The organism is Streptomyces sp. NPDC059247 (assembly GCF_042754005.1).
In the GTDB taxonomy this organism is placed as follows: Bacteria; Actinomycetota; Actinomycetes; order Streptomycetales; family Streptomycetaceae; genus Streptomyces.
This window is the reverse complement of the sequence record NZ_JBHYZW010000007.1, coordinates 225344-244421: the sequence shown is the minus strand read 5'-3', so window position 1 is coordinate 244421 and position 19078 is coordinate 225344. Positions and strand designations below refer to the sequence as shown.

Annotated in this window: 18 protein-coding genes; 14 read left to right on the top strand and 4 right to left on the bottom strand. The window is 73.5% G+C overall.

Annotation, left to right across the window (positions count from 1 at the left end):
* Positions 1-86: 86 nt before the first annotated feature.
* Positions 87-830: an SseB family protein gene (locus ACFXGN_RS16440; RefSeq protein WP_384859062.1), complete on the top strand. Its 744-nt coding sequence runs from the start codon at positions 87-89 to the stop codon at positions 828-830.
* Positions 831-874: 44 nt separating this feature from the next.
* On the opposite strand, the gene ACFXGN_RS16435 is transcribed toward ACFXGN_RS16440, so the two are convergent.
* On the bottom strand, positions 875-1252 hold the full coding sequence (locus ACFXGN_RS16435; protein ID WP_384859060.1) for a DUF1844 domain-containing protein: 378 nt from the start codon (positions 1250-1252) through the stop codon (positions 875-877).
* Positions 1253-1560: 308 nt separating this feature from the next.
* Between ACFXGN_RS16435 and infC the strand changes: the two genes are divergently transcribed.
* The 9 genes from infC (at position 1561) to ACFXGN_RS16390 (ending at position 12207) form a co-directional block, all read left to right on the top strand.
* A complete protein-coding gene (gene infC, locus ACFXGN_RS16430; RefSeq protein WP_366442397.1) occupies positions 1561-2298 on the top strand; it encodes a translation initiation factor IF-3 in 738 nt (245 codons plus the stop codon).
* 123 nt (positions 2299-2421) lie between these two features.
* Complete coding sequence (rpmI, locus tag ACFXGN_RS16425) at positions 2422-2616, top strand: 50S ribosomal protein L35 (RefSeq protein WP_366442398.1); 195 nt, start codon at positions 2422-2424, stop codon at positions 2614-2616.
* A gap of 106 nt (positions 2617-2722) precedes the next feature.
* Positions 2723-3109: a 50S ribosomal protein L20 gene (rplT, locus tag ACFXGN_RS16420; protein WP_187622715.1), complete on the top strand. Its 387-nt coding sequence runs from the start codon at positions 2723-2725 to the stop codon at positions 3107-3109.
* Between the two features lie 213 nt (positions 3110-3322).
* On the top strand, positions 3323-4162 hold the full coding sequence (locus tag ACFXGN_RS16415; RefSeq protein WP_384859057.1) for a TrmH family RNA methyltransferase: 840 nt from the start codon (positions 3323-3325) through the stop codon (positions 4160-4162).
* Positions 4163-4243: 81 nt separating this feature from the next.
* Complete coding sequence (locus ACFXGN_RS16410; RefSeq protein WP_384859054.1) at positions 4244-5401, top strand: ATP-binding protein; 1158 nt, start codon at positions 4244-4246, stop codon at positions 5399-5401.
* Between the two features lie 146 nt (positions 5402-5547).
* Positions 5548-6675 carry a phenylalanine--tRNA ligase subunit alpha gene (pheS, locus tag ACFXGN_RS16405; protein WP_384859051.1) on the top strand — a complete coding sequence of 376 codons (1128 nt, stop codon included), beginning with the start codon at positions 5548-5550 and terminating at the stop codon, positions 6673-6675.
* Positions 6675-9203 (top strand): phenylalanine--tRNA ligase subunit beta, encoded by a 2529-nt coding sequence (gene pheT / locus ACFXGN_RS16400; protein ID WP_384859048.1) that lies wholly within the window; start codon positions 6675-6677, stop codon positions 9201-9203. Before pheS ends, pheT begins: the two co-directional genes overlap by 1 nt.
* Positions 9204-9483: 280 nt before the next feature.
* The gene (locus ACFXGN_RS16395) at positions 9484-10551 is read left to right on the top strand and encodes a PP2C family protein-serine/threonine phosphatase (RefSeq protein WP_384859045.1); all 1068 of its coding nucleotides are present in this window, start codon (positions 9484-9486) and stop codon (positions 10549-10551) included.
* Between the two features lie 315 nt (positions 10552-10866).
* Entirely contained in the window at positions 10867-12207 is a 1341-nt protein-coding gene (locus tag ACFXGN_RS16390; protein ID WP_384859042.1) for a transcriptional regulator, read from the top strand.
* Between the two features lie 211 nt (positions 12208-12418).
* Here ACFXGN_RS16390 and ACFXGN_RS16385 read toward each other — a convergent pair whose 3' ends face one another.
* Positions 12419-13279, bottom strand: a complete 861-nt coding sequence (locus ACFXGN_RS16385; RefSeq protein WP_384859039.1) for a 3-hydroxybutyryl-CoA dehydrogenase — start codon at positions 13277-13279, stop codon at positions 12419-12421.
* A 169-nt stretch (positions 13280-13448) separates the two neighbouring features.
* Between ACFXGN_RS16385 and ACFXGN_RS16380 the strand changes: the two genes are divergently transcribed.
* A complete protein-coding gene (locus ACFXGN_RS16380; RefSeq protein WP_384859036.1) occupies positions 13449-14795 on the top strand; it encodes a glycoside hydrolase family 10 protein in 1347 nt (448 codons plus the stop codon).
* Positions 14796-14885: 90 nt separating this feature from the next.
* Here ACFXGN_RS16380 and ACFXGN_RS16375 read toward each other — a convergent pair whose 3' ends face one another.
* Positions 14886-15098, bottom strand: coding sequence for a DUF1918 domain-containing protein (locus ACFXGN_RS16375; RefSeq protein WP_384859033.1), 213 nt, complete (start codon positions 15096-15098; stop codon positions 14886-14888).
* Between the two features lie 179 nt (positions 15099-15277).
* Positions 15278-16222 (bottom strand): DMT family transporter, encoded by a 945-nt coding sequence (locus ACFXGN_RS16370; RefSeq protein WP_384859031.1) that lies wholly within the window; start codon positions 16220-16222, stop codon positions 15278-15280.
* Positions 16223-16433: 211 nt separating this feature from the next.
* Between ACFXGN_RS16370 and ACFXGN_RS16365 the strand changes: the two genes are divergently transcribed.
* The 3 genes from ACFXGN_RS16365 (at position 16434) to ACFXGN_RS16355 (ending at position 19070) form a co-directional block, all read left to right on the top strand.
* Positions 16434-17870, top strand: a complete 1437-nt coding sequence (locus ACFXGN_RS16365; protein WP_384859029.1) for a PLP-dependent aminotransferase family protein — start codon at positions 16434-16436, stop codon at positions 17868-17870.
* A 102-nt stretch (positions 17871-17972) separates the two neighbouring features.
* Positions 17973-18425 (top strand): GNAT family N-acetyltransferase, encoded by a 453-nt coding sequence (locus ACFXGN_RS16360; RefSeq protein WP_384859026.1) that lies wholly within the window; start codon positions 17973-17975, stop codon positions 18423-18425.
* 69 nt (positions 18426-18494) lie between these two features.
* Positions 18495-19070 (top strand): histidine phosphatase family protein, encoded by a 576-nt coding sequence (locus ACFXGN_RS16355; protein ID WP_384859023.1) that lies wholly within the window; start codon positions 18495-18497, stop codon positions 19068-19070.
* Positions 19071-19078: the final 8 nt, after the last annotated feature.

Here is a 19078-nt window from a genome sequence, read left to right as displayed (position 1 = left end):
GGACGGCGACCCGAGGACGGTGACCCGGGGTCGGCGGCCGTACCCCGGCGGGCGGGACGCCCCGCCCCGCCCGTTAGGCTCGTTCCGTGGCGCTCAAGAACATTCCGGACCCCGGTTTCTCCGACGACGACGGCACCGCCGACCCGAGGCTCACCGAGGCCCTCGCGGCCTGGGCCCAGGACAGGACCGCCCACGGCCCGGTCCTGGAAGCACTCGGGGACGCCCGGCTCCTCGTCCCCGTCGTCGCCGTCCTCGGCGAGGTCGAGACCGACGAGAACGGTCTGCGCCGCGAGAAGACCAGCGACATGGCCGTCCCCACCCTCACGGCGGGCGACCGGCGCGCGCTCCCCGCCTTCACCTCCACCGCCTCGCTCGCCCTGTGGGACCCGGCGGCCCGGCCCGTGGCCGTCCCGCTCCGCCAGGCGCTCCAGGCGCTCGCGCACGAGAAGGCGGACACCCTCGTCCTGGACCTCGCGGGACCCGTGCCCTACCAGGTGACGGGCCCGGCGCTGCTCGCGCTCGCCGAAGGGCGCTCCAGCACCGACCCGCTCGCCGACCCCGCCGTACGGGAGGCGGTCCGGGCCGTGGTCGCCGCCGAGCCCGCCGTGCTCCGCGCGCATCTGGGGCCCGGCGCCGCCGACGGGACGCTCGCCCTGGTCCTGGCCGGGGACGGCCCGCCCGCCGAGGCCGCCCAGCGGGTGGCCCGCGCCCTGGCCGCCGACGACACCCTGCGGGCCCGCCTGGTGCGGGGCCTCGACCTGGCGCTGCTGCCCGCCTCGGCCACCCCGCCGGGCGAGCCCCTCCACGTCAAGGGGCCGGAGACGCCCTGAGCGGGACGTCTCCGGCCCCGACCGGAAGGAAGACGGAGGACGACCTAGCCGTACACCGGCCCGGTGTACTTCTCGCCCGGACCCTGGCCCGGCTCGTCCGGGACCAGGGAGGCCTCGCGGAAGGCGAGCTGGAGCGACTTCAGACCGTCCCGCAGGGGAGCGGCGTGGAAGGAGGAGACCTCCGTCGCACCCGCGTCGAGCAGACCGGCGAGGGCGTGCACCAGCTTGCGGGCCTCGTCGAGGTCCTTGTACTTGTCGCCCTCCTCGGTGAGCCCGAGCTTCACCGCGGCGGCGCTCATCAGGTTGACGGCGACGGTCACGATGACCTCGACCGCGGGTACCTCCGCGATGTCACGGGTCATGGCTTCGAAGTCGGGGGAGTCCGGGGAGTCCGGGGACTCGTTCTGGGGCGTCTCGCTCATGCCTCATACGATATGCCGGTCCTCGGTTAGCGCTGACCCCCGGGTCCTGCTAACCTTGTGTAACGACCGGCCGGACACGTGTGTGCCCGGCCCACAAGTGGAGGCTCCGCTCTCCCACCTGACCACCCTCACGGGTGGCGGGTCACCGGTCAGGTGGTGCCCATCGTTCCGTACGGACGATGGAGCCGCCCGATGTGCGCCCCGCGGTTGATCGCGGCGGTGCTCCGGTTTTCCATGGAGCCCCGCTTGTGTCCCGTCCGGGGCTTTTTTCATGTTCCGGCCCGGGTGGTCTCAGAAACAGACGTTGCGTGTCCGTCCGCCAGGCGGTCGCGTGGTGCTACCGAGGAGGATCCATCAGCGCCGAGCCCCGCATCAACGACAGGATTCGCGTTCCCGAGGTGCGACTTGTCGGACCCAGCGGCGAGCAGGTCGGGATTGTTCCGCTTGCCAAGGCCCTGGAGCTCGCACAGGAGTACGACCTCGACCTGGTCGAGGTAGCGGCGACCGCCCGTCCGCCCGTGTGCAAGCTCATGGACTACGGGAAGTTCAAGTACGAGTCGGCCATGAAGGCCCGTGAGGCGCGCAAGAACCAGGCGCACACGGTCATCAAGGAGATGAAGCTCCGGCCGAAGATCGACCCGCACGACTACGACACCAAGAAGGGTCACGTCGTCCGGTTCCTCAAGCAGGGCGACAAGGTCAAGATCACGATCATGTTCCGTGGTCGTGAGCAGTCCCGCCCCGAGCTTGGATTCCGGCTGCTGCAGCGGCTGGCGTCGGACGTCGAGGAGCTTGGCTTCATCGAGTCCAACCCGAAGCAGGACGGCCGGAACATGATCATGGTTCTCGGTCCGCACAAGAAGAAGACCGAGGCCATGGCCGAGGCGCGTGAGGCCCAGGCCGCACGCAAGGCCGAGCGCCAGGGCGTCACCGCCGACGAGACGGCCTCCACCGAGGAGACGGCCCCCGCCGCCGAAGCCCCGGTCGTCGCCGAAGCCCCGGCCGAGACCTCTGTCGAGACCCCGGCCGAGACCCCCGAGGCGTGACCCGAGGGGCTGCCATCCAGGCAGCCCCGGGCCCCGCCCGGAACCACCACACGAAGAATTGACGCTCCCCGACAAAGGTGCCCGCACCGTGGGGGAGCGCCACTGACGAGGAGATACGGCGCGATGCCGAAGAACAAGACGCACTCCGGTGCCAAGAAGCGCTTCAAGGTCACCGGCTCCGGCAAGATCCTGCGCGAGCGCGCCGGCAAGCGCCACCTGCTCGAGCACAAGTCGTCCAAGCTGACGCGTCGCCTCTCCGGCAACGCCGAGATGGCCCCGGGTGACGCCGCCAAGATCAAGAAGATGCTGGGCATCTGAGTTGATCTCCCGCCCTCGGCGACGAGGGCATCCGGCCGAGACCGGGTTCCATCCGTTTTCCGGGTCGTGTGAGGACACCCACGACCCCGCTACAAGGAGTTAACAAGTGGCACGCGTCAAGCGGGCAGTCAACGCCCACAAGAAGCGCCGGGCGATCCTCGAGGCGGCCTCCGGCTACCGCGGTCAGCGCTCGCGCCTGTACCGCAAGGCCAAGGAGCAGGTCACCCACTCGCTGGTCTACAACTACAACGACCGCAAGAAGCGCAAGGGCGACTTCCGTCGGCTGTGGATCCAGCGCATCAACGCCGCCGCCCGCCAGAACGGCATGACGTACAACCGCCTCATCCAGGGTCTGAACGCCGCCAACATCGAGGTGGACCGCAAGATCCTCGCCGAGCTGGCCGTCAACGACAGCAACGCGTTCGCCGCGCTGGTCGAGGTCGCGCAGAAGGCCCTCCCGGCCGACGTCAACGCCCCGAAGGCCGCTGCCTGATCTTCCAGGCCGCAGTACTTCTGCCCGGACCCGCAGGCGCGCCCGCGCCTGCGGGTCCGGGTGCTTCCGCCCTCTGAGGGCCCCGGCCCGCCGGGAGACCTCCCCGCCGGGCCCCGTCCGCCGGGCGCCGAGCCCCGTACCAGCGGGTCCGACGCCCGTACCGCCCGCCCGGCCCGCAGCCGTCCGGCCCCGAAGAGAGAACCGCCGCACCCCATGGTCACCCCCGAGCTGATCTCCCCGCGTTCCCCGCGCGTCGTCGCCGCCCGGCGGCTCGCCAAGCGCGCCTTCCGGGGCAAGGACCGCCTCTTCATCGCCGAGGGCCCGCAGGCCGTCCGCGAGGCCGTCGAGCACCGGGGTCCCGGCGGAGAGCCCACGCTCGTCGAACTCTTCACCACCGTCGAGGCCGCCGGACGGTACGCCGCCATCGTCGACGCCGCCCACGAGGCGGGCGCCCGCGTCCACCACGCCTCCGACGCCGTCCTCGCCGAGGTCTCCCAGACCGTCACCCCGCAGGGACTCGTCGGCGTCTGCCGCTTCCTCGACTCGCCCTTCGAGGAGATCGTCGCGGCCCGCCCCAAGCTGGTCGCCGTCCTCGCCCACGTACGCGACCCCGGGAACGCGGGCACGGTGCTGCGCTGCGCCGACGCCGCCGGAGCCGACGCCGTCGTCCTCACCGACGCCTCCGTGGACCTCTACAACCCCAAGTCCGTACGGGCCTCCGTCGGCTCGCTCTTCCACCTGCCGGTCGCCGTCGGCGTCCCCGTCGAGCAGGCCGTCGCCGGACTCCGGGCCGCCGGCGTGCGCGTCCTCGCCGCCGACGGAGCGGGCCAGGACGACCTCGACGACGAACTCGACGCGGGCACCATGGGCGGCCCCACCGCCTGGATCTTCGGGAACGAGGCCTGGGGACTCCCCGAGGAGACCCGCGCCCTCGCCGACGCCGTCGTCCGCGTCCCGATCCACGGCAAGGCCGAGAGCCTCAACCTCGCCACCGCCGCCGCCGTCTGCCTCTACGCCTCCGCCCGCGCCCAGCGCCCCCGAACCTCTCCCTGAGGGCTCCGCTCCGCCTCCCGCGCCCAGTAGAGTGACCGACTCGGGGCCCACAGCGGTCGCGCGGAGGGGTGGGAAACGGGAATGACGGTCGGCACGGACGGTCCCGCACAGACACGGAGCGCCGTCCGGCACTCCCCGGAACCGCCCGGCCACCCGGACCGGCGGCCACCCGGCGACACCGGCTTCCCCGGCATCCGCCCCGACGACCTGCCCGACGGTCTCGTCGTCGCCGACGAGACCGGCCGCGTCGTCTGCTTCAACGCCGCCGCGGGCCGCATCACCGCCGTCCCCGCCCACCGGGCCCTCGGCCTCCCCCTCGACCTGGCGCTGCCCCTCGAAGACCTCAAGGGCCGCCGCTGGTGGACCCTGACCGACCCCTACGGCGGACTCGCCACCCGCAGCGGCCAGCCCGAGCGCAATCTGCTGCTGCCCGGCGGCCGTGAGGTCCTCGTCTCCGCCCGGTACGTCCGCGAGCACCCCACCGGCCCCGTCCGCCGGGTCGTGGTCTGTCTGAGGGGCACCGAGGCCCGCCGCCGCACCGAACGCAGCCACGCCGAGCTCATCGCCACCGTCGCCCACGAACTGCGCTCCCCGCTCACCTCCGTCAAGGGCTTCACCGCGACCCTCCTCGGCAAGTGGGAACGGTTCAGCGACGACCAGAAGCGTCTGATGCTGGAGACCGTCGACGCCGACGCGGGCCGCATCAAACGGCTCATCGCCGAACTCCTCGACATCTCCCGGATCGACTCCGGCCGCCTCGAAGTGCGCCGCCAGCCCGTCGACATCGCCGCCGCCGTCGGCCGCCACGTCCAGGTCCACACCACGGCGGGCCAGTCCCCGGACCGCTTCTTCGTACGGATCAGGCCCGAGCTGCCCCCGCTCTGGGCCGACCCCGACAAGATCGACCAGATCCTCGGCAACCTGCTGGAAAACGCGGTGCGCCACGGCGAGGGAACCGTCACCATCGACGTGGCACCCGCCACCGGACGCGACGACGGAGAAGAAGGGACGGAGGTCACCGTGAGCGACGAGGGCCCCGGCATCCCCGAGGAGTCGATGAACCGCGTCTTCACCCGCTTCTGGCGGGGCAGCAAGCGCGGCGGCACCGGACTCGGCCTCTACATCGTCAAAGGCGTCGTCGAGGCCCACGGCGGCACCATCACCGTCGGAAGGGGCCCCCGGGGCGGGGCCGAGTTCCGATTTATCCTGCCCGTCGGCCTCCCGGCCCACCTCGTCTGACGCGAACGGACGAGATCACGGAGCCGCCCGGCCGCCCACGGGCTCATGCGTGTCCCCCCGCCCCGTTAGACTCGTCCTTTGGCACGTTTGCGCCCTTGACGTCGAAGCGGGGCCGCCCAGCCAAGCCAACGGAAGCACGGGAAGAGATGTCCGCACCCAATAAGTCGTACGACCCGGTCGAGGTCGAGGCGCTGAAACCCGAAGAGATCGAGCGCATCCGGGACGAGGCGCTCGCCGCCTTCGCCGCCGCGGGCGACCTCGACGCGCTCGCGCAGGCGAAGACCGCGCACACCGGCGGCACCTCGCCGCTGGCGCTCGCCAACCGGGAGATCGGCGCCCTGCCCCCGCAGGCCAAGGCCGCCGCAGGAAAGATCGTGGGCCAGGCCCGCGGCGCCGTCTCCAAGGCGCTCGCCGCCCGGCAGACCGAGCTGGAGGCCGAGCGCGACGCCCGGGTCCTCGTCGAGGAGGCCGTCGACGTCACCCTGCCGTACGACCGCGTCCCGGCCGGCGCCCGCCACCCGCTGACCACCCTCATGGAGCGCGTCTCCGACGTCTTCGTCTCCATGGGGTACGAGGTCGCCGAGGGCCCCGAGGTCGAGGCGGAGTGGTTCAACTTCGACGCCCTCAACTTCGTACCGGACCACCCGGCGCGCCAGATGCAGGACACCTTCTTCGTCCAGGGCCCCGAAGGCGCCACGGGCGACGAGTCCGGTGTCGTGCTCCGCACCCACACCTCGCCGGTGCAGGCCCGTACGCTCATCGACCGGGAGCCCCCGCTCTACGTCGTGTGCCCCGGCCGCGTCTACCGCACCGACGAGCTCGACGCCACGCACACCCCGGTCTTCCACCAGATCGAGCTGCTCGCCGTCGACGAGGGCCTCACCATGGCCGACCTCAAGGGCACCCTCGACCACATGGTCCAGGCGCTCTTCGGCTCGGACATGAAGACCCGGCTCCGCCCGAACTACTTCCCGTTCACCGAGCCGTCCGCCGAGATGGACATGCTCTGCTACGTCTGCCGCGGCGAGTCCGTCGGCAACCCCGACCGCCCCTGCCGCACCTGCGGCAGCGAGGGCTGGATCGAGCTGGGCGGCTGCGGCATGGTCAACCCGAAGGTGCTCGTCGCCTGCGGAGTGGACCCCGAGAAGTACAGCGGATTCGCCTTCGGGTTCGGCATCGAGCGGATGCTGATGTTCCGCCACAACGTCGAAGACATGCGAGACATGGTCGAGGGTGACGTCCGGTTCACCCGGCCGTTCGGGATGGAGATCTGATGCGGGTCCCGCTTTCCTGGCTGCGGGAGTACGTCGACCTGCCGTCGGCCGAGACCGGCCGCGACGTACAGGCCAAACTCATTTCGGCGGGCCTCGAGGTCGAGTCCGTCGAGCGGCTCGGCGCGGGCCTCAGCGGCCCGCTGGTGGTCGGCAGGGTCCTCACCGTCGAGGAACTGACGGAGTTCAAGAAGCCCATCCGCTTCTGCACCGTCGACGTCGGCCCGGCCAACGGCACCGGCGAGCCCCAGGAGATCATCTGCGGCGCCCGGAACTTCGCCGTCGGCGACAAGGTCGTCGTGGCCCTCCCCGGCGCCGTCCTCCCCGGTGACTTCCGCATCGCCGAGCGCAAGACGTACGGCCGGGTCTCCCGCGGCATGATCTGCTCCGGCGACGAGCTCGGCATGGGCGACGACGGCACGCACGGCATCATCGTGCTGCCGCCGGAGCACGAGGTCGGCACCGACGCCACGGTCCTCCTGGAACTCTTCGACGAGGTCCTCGACATCGCCGTCACCCCGGACCGCGGCTACTGCCTCTCGATGCGCGGCGTCGCCCGCGAGGTGGCCACCGCCTACGGGCTCCCGCTGCGCGACCCGGCCCTCATCGACGTGCCCGCGCCCAACTCGTACGGCTACCCGGTCCAGATCACCGACCCCTTCGGCTGCGACCGCTTCACCGCGCGCACCGTCGTCGGCCTGGCCCCCGAGGCCCGCTCCCCGATCTGGCTCCAGCGCCGCCTCCAGAAGGCAGGGATGCGCCCGATCTCGCTGGCCGTGGACGTCACCAACTACGTGATGCTGGAGCTCGGCCAGCCGCTGCACGCCTACGACCGCGGCAGGCTCGACGGCCCCATCGGGGTCCGCCGCGCCGAGGCCGGGGAGAAGATCACCACCCTCGACGGCACCGTGCGCGTCCTGGACGCCGCCGACCTGGTCATCACCGACAACCGCGGCCCCATCGGCATCGCGGGCGTCATGGGCGGCGCCGACACCGAGATCGCCGACCCGGTGACCGACCCCGCGACCGGCGCCGTCACCGGCACCTCCGAGGTCGTCATCGAGGCCGCGCACTTCGACGCGATCTCCATCGCCCGCACGGCCCGCCGCCACCGGCTGTCCTCCGAGGCGTCCAAGCGCTTCGAGCGCGGTGTCGACCCGCAGGCCGCCGCCGCCGCCGCACAGCGCACCGTCGACCTGCTCGTGCTGCTCGCGGGCGGCACCGCGGAGGCGGGCGTCACCGAGATCAGCGCCCCGTCCGCGCCGCGCACCATCACCCTCCCGGCCGACCACCCGGACAGGGTCGCGGGCGTCGACTACGGCCGCGAGACCGTCGTCCGCCGCCTCCAGGAAGTCGGCTGCGACGTCTACGGCCAGGACCAGCTCGTCGTCACCGTGCCCTCGTGGCGCCCCGACCTCAACGAGCCGAACGACCTCGCCGAAGAGGTCATCCGGCTGGAGGGCTACGAGAACCTGCCCTCCACGCTGCCGAAGCCCCCGGCCGGCCGTGGCCTCACCGAGCGCCAGCGCTTCCACCGCCGGGTGGGCCGCGCGCTGGCGGGCGCGGGCTACGTCGAGGCGCTGAACTACCCGTTCATCGGCGAGGGAGCCCTCGACCACCTCGGCCTCGACGCGGACGACCCCCGTCGCCACGTCGTCACCCTGGTCAACCCGCTCTCCGACGAGGAGCCCGCGCTCCGCACCACGCTCCTCCCGGGCCTCTTCACCGCGCTCCGCCGCAACGACAGCAGGGGCAGCCACGACCTGGCCCTCTTCGAGACCGGCCTGGTCTTCCGCCCCGAGGGCGCGCCCGGCACCGCCGTCCGGCTGCCCGTCGACCGTCGCCCCAGCGACGAGGAGATCGCCGGGATCAACGCCGCGCTGCCCGCGCAGCCGCGCCGCGCCGCCGTCGTCCTCACCGGGGCGCGCGAGCAGGCCGGCTGGTGGGGCAAGGGCCGTCCGTCCGACTGGGCCGACGCGATCGAGGCGGCCCGCACCGTGGCCGCCGAGGCCGGGGTCGAGCTGATCATCAGCGCCGACCGGCACGCCCCCTGGCACCCGGGCCGCTGCGCCGCGCTGCACGTCGAGACCGACGGCGAGAAGGTCCTCGTCGGCCACGCGGGCGAACTCCACCCGCGCGTGGTCAAGGCCTTCGGCCTGCCGGCCCGCAGCTGCGCGATGGAGATCGACCTGGACCTCCTGGAGCGGGCGGACGGGGGGCCCGTGAAGGCTCCCCGGATCTCCCTCTTCCCGGTCGCCACCCAGGACGTCGCCCTGGTCGTCGCCGCCGACGTCCCGGCCGCCTCCGTCGAGGCCGCCCTCCACGAGGGCGCGGGCGAACTCCTGGAGTCCGTCCGGCTGTTCGACGTCTACACCGGCGACCAGCTCGACGAGGGCACCAAGTCCCTGGCGTACGCCCTGAGGTTCCGCGCCCCGGACCGCACCCTCACGGTCGAGGAGGCCACCGCCGCCCGCGACGCGGCCGTGGCCCTGGCGACGGAGCGCACCGGAGCCACCCTCCGCGGCGTCTGACCACCCCGCCACCACGGCGAAGGGCCGCCCCGACACCCCGGGGCGGCCCTTCGCCGTCTCCCCGACCGGGACCGTACGGGCATGGCGGAGTCGGGCGTACGTGCCCGTGGCGAAGCCCCGGCGGGCATCGGCGGGGAGAAGGACGATCACTCCTTCGGGTGAGATCGTCGGGGGAGGTTCCGTGGTGGGGCGCGCTGTCGGCAGAATCGACGCGGCCCGCAGGGGCGGACCTGTGGGTCGCGGGACCTCCGGGCGGTGTCGGGCTCGGGAAGGGCCGTTCATGATCCGTACGAGGTCGTTGGTCTCCGGTGGCTCCCGGCTCCGCCGGATGGCCCCCTTCGCGTTCCCCGCCGGGTGGGGCGTGATCGCCGTGGCGTGGAAGTTCGGCTGCCCGCTGGCCCGGCACCAGGGGCTGCCCATGAGGGTCACCACCGGCGTCGTCTTCCTCACCGTCGGCATCGGTCTGCTCGTCGCCGCCCGCCGCCGTCTCGTCCGGGAACTGGCGCGGGCGCGCGCCGTCGCGGTCGCCACCCAGCAGGTGCTGCTGCGCCCGCCGCCCGCACGGCTCCACGGACTCGTACTGGCCGCCGGACAGCTGTCCGCCTCCCGGGGGGCCACCGTCGGCGGCGACCTGTACGAGGCGGTCGCCACCCCCCACGGGGTACGGATGGTCATCGGGGACGTCCGGGGCCACGGCCTCGCCGCGCTCGGCGCGGTCGTCGCCGTCCTCGGCAGCTTCCGGGAGGCCGCCCACGACGAACCCGAACTCGGCGGGGTGCTGCGCCGTCTGGAACGGGCGCTCGAACGGCATCTGCGGGAGCGGGCGCGGGACGAGCACCCGGCGCGCGCCGGGACGGCGCCGGAGCATCCGGTGGCGGAGGAGTTCGTGACGCTGCTGCTCCTGGAGGTGCGGTCCGACGGGCGGCTCGCGGTGTTCAACTGCGGTCACCCGGGCCCGTACCGCCTCGGCGCGGGCGTGGAGCGGCTCCCGGTCGGCGAACCGCTGCCACCGCTCGGGGTCCTGCCGCTCCCGGCCGTCCTCACCCCGTACACCGGGGCCCGGCTGATGCCCGGCGAGACGCTGGTGCTGCACACCGACGGAGCCGAGGAGGCCCGGGACGCGCGCGGCCGGTTCTTCCGGCTCGACACGGCCCTGGCGGGGCCGCCGGGCGAGGCGCCCGCCGCTCTCGTCCGGCGCGTCCACACGGAGCTGCTGCACCACACGGGCGGCAGGCTCGGTGACGACGTCGCCCTGCTCGTCGTACGGAACGACCGCGTCCGGGTACCGGCGCAGCCCGCCGAACCCGGGCTGCGCCGTCCACGGCCCGCCCCCTCCTCCCCTCGCTGAGCGGAGGGGACCGGGGCCGCCGCACCCTCCGCCGTGGAGCGTCGGGCAGATCGGCGGGCGGGCGGCGCGGACCGGGCAGCCGCCTGTACGAGGGGGAGCCGGCGGCCCGGTCGTCGCGCCTCACGGCGAGAAGCACAGTCAACCGGTGCGGCGGCGGGCGCGGCAGAGCGCACGGACCGGAAGAACGGGTACTCGGTTCACACCCCGTGCGAAACCGTCCGGCGCGGGGACGGTCCGCCGGAGCCCGTCCCACCGGTCCGTCCCGTACGAAATCGGTCACCGCTACGCTGAGTTCACCGAGCGACCGGAGCGGTCATGCAGCCCAACACCTTGCTCGACGCCCTGCTGGACGAGGCGGGCGTCTCCCACGCCGGACTCGCCGCCCGGGTGAACCGGGCCGGCCGGGCCAGGGGCCTCGCCCTGCGCTACGAACACACCGCCGTGGCCCGCTGGCTGAAGGGCCAGCGCCCGCGGGGGCAGGTGCCGGACCTGATCTGCGAGGTGCTGGCCGCGCGGCTGGGCCGTCCGGTGACCCTGGACGGCATCGGCTTCGGGGTGCCGGGCGGTCCCCCGGACGCCACCGGTTCGCCGCTGTCCGGGTTCGTGGAGCGGGCGGCGGCGCTGTGGCGTTCGGACGAGCGGCAGCGGCCGCACATAGTGGGCGCGCCCGCCGTGACGGGGACCTCCGCGGTGATGCCGGTGTGGGAGTGGGAGAACCCGCCGGAGGACATCGACGTGTCGCGGAGCGGACGGACGGCGGTGTCACCGGCCGACATCGCCGTGCTCACGGCCGCCCGTACCCACTACGAGCAGATGTACCGGAGGGCCGGGGGCGTCGCGACCCGGGCCCGGATCGTCGGCTTCCTCACCGCCGAGACCGCGCCGCTGCTGCGGGGCTCGTACGGCGACGCGCTCGGGCGGCGGCTGCACCGGGCCACCAGCGGGCTGGTCGCGATGGCGGGGATCTGCGCGTACGACGCGGACGCGCACGGGCTCGCCCAGCGCTACTTCCACCAGGCTCTGCGGCTCGCCAAGGCGAGCGGCGACCGGGGGCTCGGCGCGTATGTGATCGCGCTGCTCGTCAACCAGTCGCTGTTCATGGGGGAGCACCGGCAGGCGGTGGCGTTCGCGGAGGCGGCGCTGCGGGCGGCGGGGCCCCGGATCACTCCGGCGCTCGCCGCGGACCTGACGGCGATGCAGGCGAAGGCGTACGCGCGGCTCGGCGACGGGTCGGCGGCCCTCGCGTGCATCGGGCGGGCGGAGGCGGCGGCGGAGCGGATCAGCCCGGGGGAGGAACCGGCCGAGACGGGCTATGTCCAGCCGGGGTTCGTCAACGTCCAGGTCTCCGGGGCGCTGCTCGGTCTGGGGGACTTCGCCGCCGCCCACGAGCACGCCTCGGTGGCGGTGCGCACGCCCTCGCACGACCGGGGCAGGGTGCACCGGCTGGCGACGCTGTGCCAGGTCGAGCTGAGCCTCGGGGAGCCGGACGCGGCGGCGCGGACGGCCGTGGAGATGACGGAGCGGGTGCGGGGGATGGAGTCGCGGCGGCTGCGGGACCGGCTGCGGCAGGTCCGGCGTGAGCTGCTCGCGAGCGGCGGGAGCGAGGCCAGGGAGGCGGCGGAGCTGATCGAGGGGACGCTGTGCGTTCCCCTGTGACCTCGAAGCGCCGCGATGTCGCCATGGCGGACACGGCCGCCGGACCGCTCCCGCTCCACCATCTGCGTCCGGGCAGGGCACGGGGTCCGGGCCGAGCACCGTCCTCGGCCCGCGCGGAGGATACGACGGAGGCGGCGGACACGGCGGACGGCCCGTACCTGTGCGGGTGTACGGGCCGTCCGTCGGCGGGCGGGCGGAGCCGCCGGGAGGATCAGGGGTACGGGTAGAAGCCCGAGCCCGACTTCCGGCCGAGCCTGCCCGCGTCCACCATGCGCTGGAGCAGCGGGGGAGCGGCGTACAGCGGCTCCTTGAACTCGGCGTACATCGAGTCGGCGATCGACGCGATCGTGTCCAGACCGATGAGGTCCGACAGCTTCAGCGGGCCCATCGGGTGGGCGCAGCCGAACTCCATGCCGTTGTCGATGTCGTCACGGCTGGCGATGCCCGACTCGAACATCCGGATCGCGGACAGCAGATACGGCACGAGCAGCGCGTTGACCACGAAACCGGAGCGGTCCTGCGCCCGGATCGCGTGCTTGCCGAGGGTCTTCTCCGCGAAGGCCTGCGCCCGGCTGATCGTGCCCTCGGAGGTGGTGAGGGCCGGGATCAGCTCGACGAGCTTCTGCACCGGGGCGGGATTGAAGAAGTGGATGCCGATGACCTGGTCGGGGCGGGAGGTCGCCACGGCCAGCCGCACCAGCGGGATGGAGGAGGTGTTCGAGGCCAGAATGGCGTCCGGGCGGGTCATCACCTGGTCGAGGATCTGGAAGATCTCGGTCTTGACCTGCTCGTTCTCCACGACCGCCTCGATGACGAGATCGCGGTCGGCGAACTCTCCCAGGTCGGTGGTGAAGCTGAGCCGCGCGAGCGCCGAGTCCCGCTCGTCCTCGGTGATCTTGCCGCGTTCGGCGGCCTTCGCCAGCGAGTTGGTGAGCCGCGTGCGCCCGATCTCCAGCGCCTCGCCGGTGGTCTCGGCGACCTTCACCTCAAGGCCGCTCCGGGCACACACCTCTGCGATGCCCGCGCCCATCTGGCCGCAGCCCACCACTCCGACGCGCTCAATGTCGGCCATGGAGTCCGTCACCTCGTGCCTTTCGCTCTTCTCTGGCGGCGGGGCCCGTGTGATTCCGGTGCGTCCGCCTCGACCCCACGACGTTACCGCTCATTAACCGATGATCGATCGCCCAGGGCGGTCATGCTGTCCGGGTGCGTGTGACGTATCCGACACGGAAGGGGTACAAGTGAGGCCTATCGGCAGAAGAGGATTCGTGGCCGGGGCGGCCGGGGCGGCGCTGGCGGCCACCGCCGCGGGAACGCTCGCGAGCGCGGGAACCGGGACGGCGTCCGCCACCGGGGCGGGGCCGGGGCCGGGGCCAGGGCCGGGGAGCGGGACCGGAGCCGGTGCGCCGGACGGGACGGCGCCGGGGAAGCGGACCGGCCGCGCTCCGCGACCGGGGCGCCGCCGCCAGTTCCGGGGTGTGTGGATCGCCACCGTCACCAACCGCGACTGGCCGTCCCGCGCGGGTCTGAGCGCCGGTGAACAGCGCGCCCAGCTCCTCGCCCACCTGGACACCGCCGTCGAGCGCCGACTGAACGCGGTCGTCCTCCAGGTGCGGCCCACCGCCGACGCCTTCTGGCCCTCGCCGTACGAGCCGTGGGCGCAGTGCCTCACCGGGACCCAGGGCCGCGACCCCGGCTGGGATCCCCTCGGCACGGCCGTCGAGGAGGCCCACGCCCGGGGACTGCAACTGCACGCCTGGTTCAACCCGTACCGGGTCGCCAACCACACCGACCCCACCCGGCTCGTGGCGGACCACCCGGCCCGGCTCCATCCGGAGTGGGTGCTGCCCTACGGCGGCAAGCTCTACTACAACCCCGGGCTGCCCGAGGTCCGGCGGTTCACCCAGGACGCGATGCTGGACGCGGTACGGCGCTACGACATCGACGCCGTCCACTGGGACGACTACTTCTACCCGTATCCGGTGGCCGGACAGGTCTTCGCCGACGACGAGGCGTACGCGCGGTACGGCGGCGACTTCCCCGACAGGGCGTCCTGGCGCCGCCACAACACCGACCTGCTGGTCTCCTCGACCGCTGCCCGGATCAAGGAGATCGACCGGCGGGTGGACTTCGGCATCAGTCCCTTCGGGGTCTGGCGGAACATCGCCACCGACCCGGAGGGCTCGGACACCCGCGCGGGCGTCCAGACCTACGACGACCTGTACGCCGACACCCGCAAGTGGATCCGGGAGGGCTGGATCGACTACGTCGTCCCCCAGCTGTACTGGAACATCGGCCTGCCCGCCGCCGACTACGCCAAGCTGCTGCCCTGGTGGGACGCGGTCGTCCGGGGCACCGGCGTCCGCCTCCACATCGGCGAGGCGCTCTACAAGGCGGGCGACCCCGCCCAGCCCGCCGCCTGGCAGGACCCGGGGGAGCTCTCCCGGCACCTGGACCTCGCCGCCCGGTACCCGACGGTCTCCGGCCACTGCTACTTCGCGGCCAAGGAGGTCGCGGGGGACCCGATCGGGGCGATGGCCGCCGTGGTGGCCGACCACTACCCGACCAGGAGCCGCCCGCCGCGATGACGGGGCCGCGACGACGGGGCCGGGAGGCGGGCGGGAGGTCGGCGGGCGCGGGGGCCGACGGTCCGGGCCGGCTCAGAAGACCGGGCCGGCTCAGAAGATCGGGCCGGCTTCCGTCCCGGGACGGTGGCGTACGACGGTGTCGGGGCCCGGCGACATCAGCGCCTCGTGACCGTCGTCCTCGAACTTCACGCGGTACGGGGGCAGTCCGTTCTCGCCCAGCACCTGGAGGACCGAGGCCGTACGGTCGTGGTGACCGACGGTCCGGCCGTGCACCAGCAGTGTGTCGCCCACGTTCGCCTGCATCGGGAGACCTCCCTCGTGAGCGGGCCTTTCCTCATCAGAGCCTACGCCTGTCCCGGTGCCGCGTCGCGCCCCGGAGCGGCACGCGGACCGACGTCCCCGGCCCGGCGGCGCACGGGCCAGGGGGCTCGTGCCAGGGGGCTCGGGCCCCGGCGTCCGGGCCCCCGGCGTCCGGGCCCCGGTCAGCTCTTGGCCCGCTGGGTCACCGCGATGCAGACCAGGACGGCTCCCGCCGCGAGCGGGGCGGCCAGCGGCAGCTCCTCGCCGAGCAGGGACACCGACCAGAGGAGCGTCAGCAGCGGCTGCGCGAGCTGCAACTGGCTCGCCTTGGGAATCCCGATCGACGCCATGCCCCGGTACCAGACGTACAGGCCGAAGAAGGTGGAGCCCGCGGCCACCCACACCAGCCCGACGACGCCGTGGACGCTCAGCCGTACTGGTTCCAGGGTGAGGGCGACGGCCGAACCGGCCACCATCAGCGGCAGGCACAGGATCAGCGCCCACCCGATGACCTGCCAGCCGGGCATCAGCCGCGCGAGCCGTCCGCCCTCCGTGTAACCGGCGGCGCACACGAGCAGCGCCCCGAACAGGTACAGGTCGCCCCGCGACACGGCCCCGCCGCTCTGCTGGAGCGTGAAGGCGATCACCACCACCGCACCGGCCACGGCGGCGCCCCAGAACGTACGGGACGGGCGGCGCCCCGTCCGCAGCGCGGCGAAGGCGGCGGTGGTCAGCGGCAGCAGGCCCACGACCACGGCGGCGTGCGAGGTGGTGGACGTCCGCAGGGCCAGGGTCGTCAGGAGCGGGAAGCCGACGACGACGCCCCCGGCCACCACGGCGAGGCCCGCCCAGTGCCGCCGGTCCGGCAGCGGCACCCGGCCCACCAGGAGGAACACGCCCGCGATGAGGGCGGCGAGCGTCGAACGCACCGCCACCAGCGACCAGGGGCCGAAACTCTCCAGCCCCCACACGGTCGAGGGGAAGGTGAGGGAGAAGGAGACGACGCCCAGGACGGCGAGCAGGGTGCCCCGGCGGACCGGGTCGACGCTCAGCGGACCGCTCCCGGGAGTGCTCGCGGAAGTACTGGCGGAAGTGCTCGCGGAAGAAGCATCTTCGGCGCCGGTCATGGTGGTCGCGGCCGGAGCGCTGTTGCCGGAAGCTCTCGTAGCTCTCGCCGAGGCGGCACCCCCGGCCGAGGCGGCGGCCGAGGCGCTCGCGGTGGCCGGGGGAGCGGCCGGGGCCGTGGGGAGGGAGGCGGCCGGGTCCGCGCCGGTGGTGCTTTCGCCGCCGACCGTGACCGCTATCGTCGAAAGGCCAGTAGCGCTATTCTTTGCTCTCATGAATGAGCGTAGCAGCGTAGCGGAATTGGCACAGTCCCTGCGTTCCGAACTCAACCGCTACTCACCCGGTGGAAAGCTGCCGTCGAGTCGCGCACTGGTCGAGCGCCACCGGGTCTCCCCGGTGACCGTCACCCGCGCCCTCGCCCAGCTCGCCGCCGAGGGGCTCGTCGTCACCCGTCCCGGCGCGGGTGCCTTCCGCGCCGAACCCCGTACAGCGACCCCCGCCGCCGGGGACACCTCCTGGCAGGAGGTCGCCCTCAGCGCCGACACCGCCACCGAGCTCGTCCCCCGGGCCGTCGACGCCTCCGGAGTCCTCGTCACCCTCGCCGCGCCGCCGCCCGGCGTGATCGAGTTCAACGGCGGCTACCTCCACCCCTCCCTCCAGCCCGAGCACGCCCTCGCCGCCGCCCTCGCCCGCGCCGGACGCCGTCCCGGAGCCTGGGGCCGCCCCCCGACCGACGGCCTGCCCGAACTGCGCGAATGGTTCGCCCGCGAGATCGGCGGCGGCGTCACCGCCGCCGGGATCCTCATCACCGCGGGCGGCCAGTCCGCCATCACCACCGCCCTGCGCGCCCTCGCGCCGCCCGGCACCCCCGTCCTGGTCGAGTCGCCGACCTACCCTGGGATGCTCGCCGTCGCCCGCGCCGCCGGGCTCCGGCCCGTCCCGGTCCCCGTCGACGCCGACGGAGTCCGCCCCGAACTCCTCGAAGCCGCGTTCCGCGCCACCGGAGCCCGGGTCTTCGTCTGTCAGCCCCTCTTCCAGAACCCCACCGGCGTGGTCCTCGCCCCGGAACGGCGCCACGAGGTCGTCCGCATCGCCCGCGCCGCCGGAGCCTTCGTCGTCGAGGACGACTTCGCCCGCCGCCTCGTCCACGCGGACGCGCCCCCGCTGCCCGCCCCGCTCGCCGCCGACGACCCGGACGGCGTCGTCGTCCACGTCTGCTCCCTGACGAAGATCACCTCGCCCAGTCTCCGGGTCGGTGCCCTCGCCGCCCGTGGACCCGTCCTGGAACGCCTGCGCGCCATCCAGGTCGTCGACAGCTTCTTCGTGCCCCGGCCCCTCCAGGAGACCGCGCTCGAACTCGTCGGCGCCCCCGCCTGGCACCGGCACCTGCGGGCCGTCTCCCAGGAGCTCGGGAGCCGCCGGGACGTGCTCACCGCCGAGGTCGCCCGGAGCCTGCCCGCCCTCGTCCTGCCCCGGGTGCCCCACGGCGGCCAGCATCTCTGGCTCCGCCTCCCCGACACCCTGGCCGAGCCCGCGCTGCTCGCCGCCGCCCTGCGGACCGGTGTCTCCGCGGCCCCCGGCCGCCCCTACTTCTGCGCCGAACCGCCCGCAGGCCACATCCGGCTGAGTTTCGCGGGTGTCGCGGGCCCCGCCGAGATCGCCGAAGGCGTCCGCCGCCTGCGCGCGGCGATCGAGGAACTCACCCCCTGACCGCCGGTGCCTCCGGCCGTATCCGCCCCTCCCCGGGCCTCTCCCCGTCCCGCCCCCGCAAATTCACCTGACAAGTCGCTCCGGCGCTGGGAGCCTTCGGCCATGAGCGACTGCGCGACCACGGGTTCCTCCGTCATGCACGGGGTGTACGAGATCTCGACCGACACCGGGAGGATCGACGCCGAGCGGGTCCACCGCTGGCTGTCGACGGACGCCTACTGGGCCCTCGGGCGGCCGAGGGAGACACAGGACCGGGCCATCGCGGGCTCGCTCAACTTCGGCGCCTACCACCACGGGACCGGTGAGATGGCGGCGTACGCCCGGATCGTCACCGACTACGCCACCTTCGCCTGGCTCTGCGACGTCTACGTGGACCGGGCCGCCCGTGGCACCGGTCTGGGCACCGCGCTCGTCGGCGCGGTCCGCGACCACCTCGCGCCGTACGGGCTGCGCCGGATCATGCTCGCCACGGCCGACGCCCACGGCGTGTACGAGAAGGTCGGTTTCACGCCACTCCAGAATCCGGACAAGTGGATGGCTCTCGGGCAGCAGTGACCCGAAGCCCCACCGTCCCCGGGTGACGACCCCTTGACCTGTGATGCCCCCGGCCTCACGATCGCGCCCATGAGTCTCAGGGTGACGCTCGTCACGGCGGCACGCAGCTCCTCCCTGCTCGCCGAACGCTTCGACGACGACCGGCCTCTCGACCAGGCCGGCTGGTACGACGTCCAGCTCGCCGCGCCCGCGCTCATCCCGCTCGGCGCGGCCGAACTGCGCTACTGCTCGCCGACCCCGCGCAGCCGCGCCACCGGCACCGCCCTCGGCTACGCGCCCCTCGCCCAGCCCGCCCTGCGCGACTGCGACATGGGCCGCTGGCGCGGACTGACCCTCGCCGAGGTCGCCGCCCTCGAACCGGGCGCCGTCGACGCCTGGCTCACCGACGCCCGTACCGCCCCGCACGGCGGCGAACCCCTCCTCGCCTTCATCACCCGGATAGGGAACTGGCTCGACACCCGTCCCGCCGACGACTGCGCGGTCGTCGCCGTCGCCGAGCCCTCCGTCGTACGCGCCGCCCTCGTCTACGCCCTGAAAGCACCTCCCGCCACCTACTGGAACGTCGACGTCCACCCCCTCTCCACCGTCACCCTCATCGGCCGGCCCGGCCTCTGGCAGCTCCACCTCGACGCCGCCCTGCGCTGACGGAACGC

Bases quoted from the DNA above. Each gene is read 5' to 3' on its own strand.
- ACFXGN_RS16435 (WP_384859060.1), bottom strand. From the start codon at position 1,252: ATGAGCGAGACGCCCCAGAACGAGTCCCCGGACTCCCCGGACTCCCCC.
- rpmI (WP_366442398.1), top strand. From the start codon at position 2,422: ATGCCGAAGAACAAGACGCACTCCGGTGCCAAGAAGCGCTTCAAGGTC.
- ACFXGN_RS16415 (WP_384859057.1), top strand. From the start codon at position 3,323: ATGGTCACCCCCGAGCTGATCTCCCCGCGTTCCCCGCGCGTCGTCGCC.
- ACFXGN_RS16410 (WP_384859054.1), top strand. From the start codon at position 4,244: ATGACGGTCGGCACGGACGGTCCCGCACAGACACGGAGCGCCGTCCGG.
- pheS (WP_384859051.1), top strand. From the start codon at position 5,548: ATGTCCGCACCCAATAAGTCGTACGACCCGGTCGAGGTCGAGGCGCTG.
- pheT (WP_384859048.1), top strand. From the start codon at position 6,675: ATGCGGGTCCCGCTTTCCTGGCTGCGGGAGTACGTCGACCTGCCGTCG.
- ACFXGN_RS16395 (WP_384859045.1), top strand. From the start codon at position 9,484: ATGATCCGTACGAGGTCGTTGGTCTCCGGTGGCTCCCGGCTCCGCCGG.
- ACFXGN_RS16390 (WP_384859042.1), top strand. From the start codon at position 10,867: ATGCAGCCCAACACCTTGCTCGACGCCCTGCTGGACGAGGCGGGCGTC.
- ACFXGN_RS16385 (WP_384859039.1), bottom strand. From the start codon at position 13,279: ATGGCCGACATTGAGCGCGTCGGAGTGGTGGGCTGCGGCCAGATGGGC.
- ACFXGN_RS16375 (WP_384859033.1), bottom strand. From the start codon at position 15,098: ATGCAGGCGAACGTGGGCGACACACTGCTGGTGCACGGCCGGACCGTC.
- ACFXGN_RS16370 (WP_384859031.1), bottom strand. From the start codon at position 16,222: ATGACCGGCGCCGAAGATGCTTCTTCCGCGAGCACTTCCGCCAGTACT.
- ACFXGN_RS16365 (WP_384859029.1), top strand. From the start codon at position 16,434: ATGAATGAGCGTAGCAGCGTAGCGGAATTGGCACAGTCCCTGCGTTCC.
- ACFXGN_RS16360 (WP_384859026.1), top strand. From the start codon at position 17,973: ATGAGCGACTGCGCGACCACGGGTTCCTCCGTCATGCACGGGGTGTAC.
- ACFXGN_RS16355 (WP_384859023.1), top strand. From the start codon at position 18,495: ATGAGTCTCAGGGTGACGCTCGTCACGGCGGCACGCAGCTCCTCCCTG.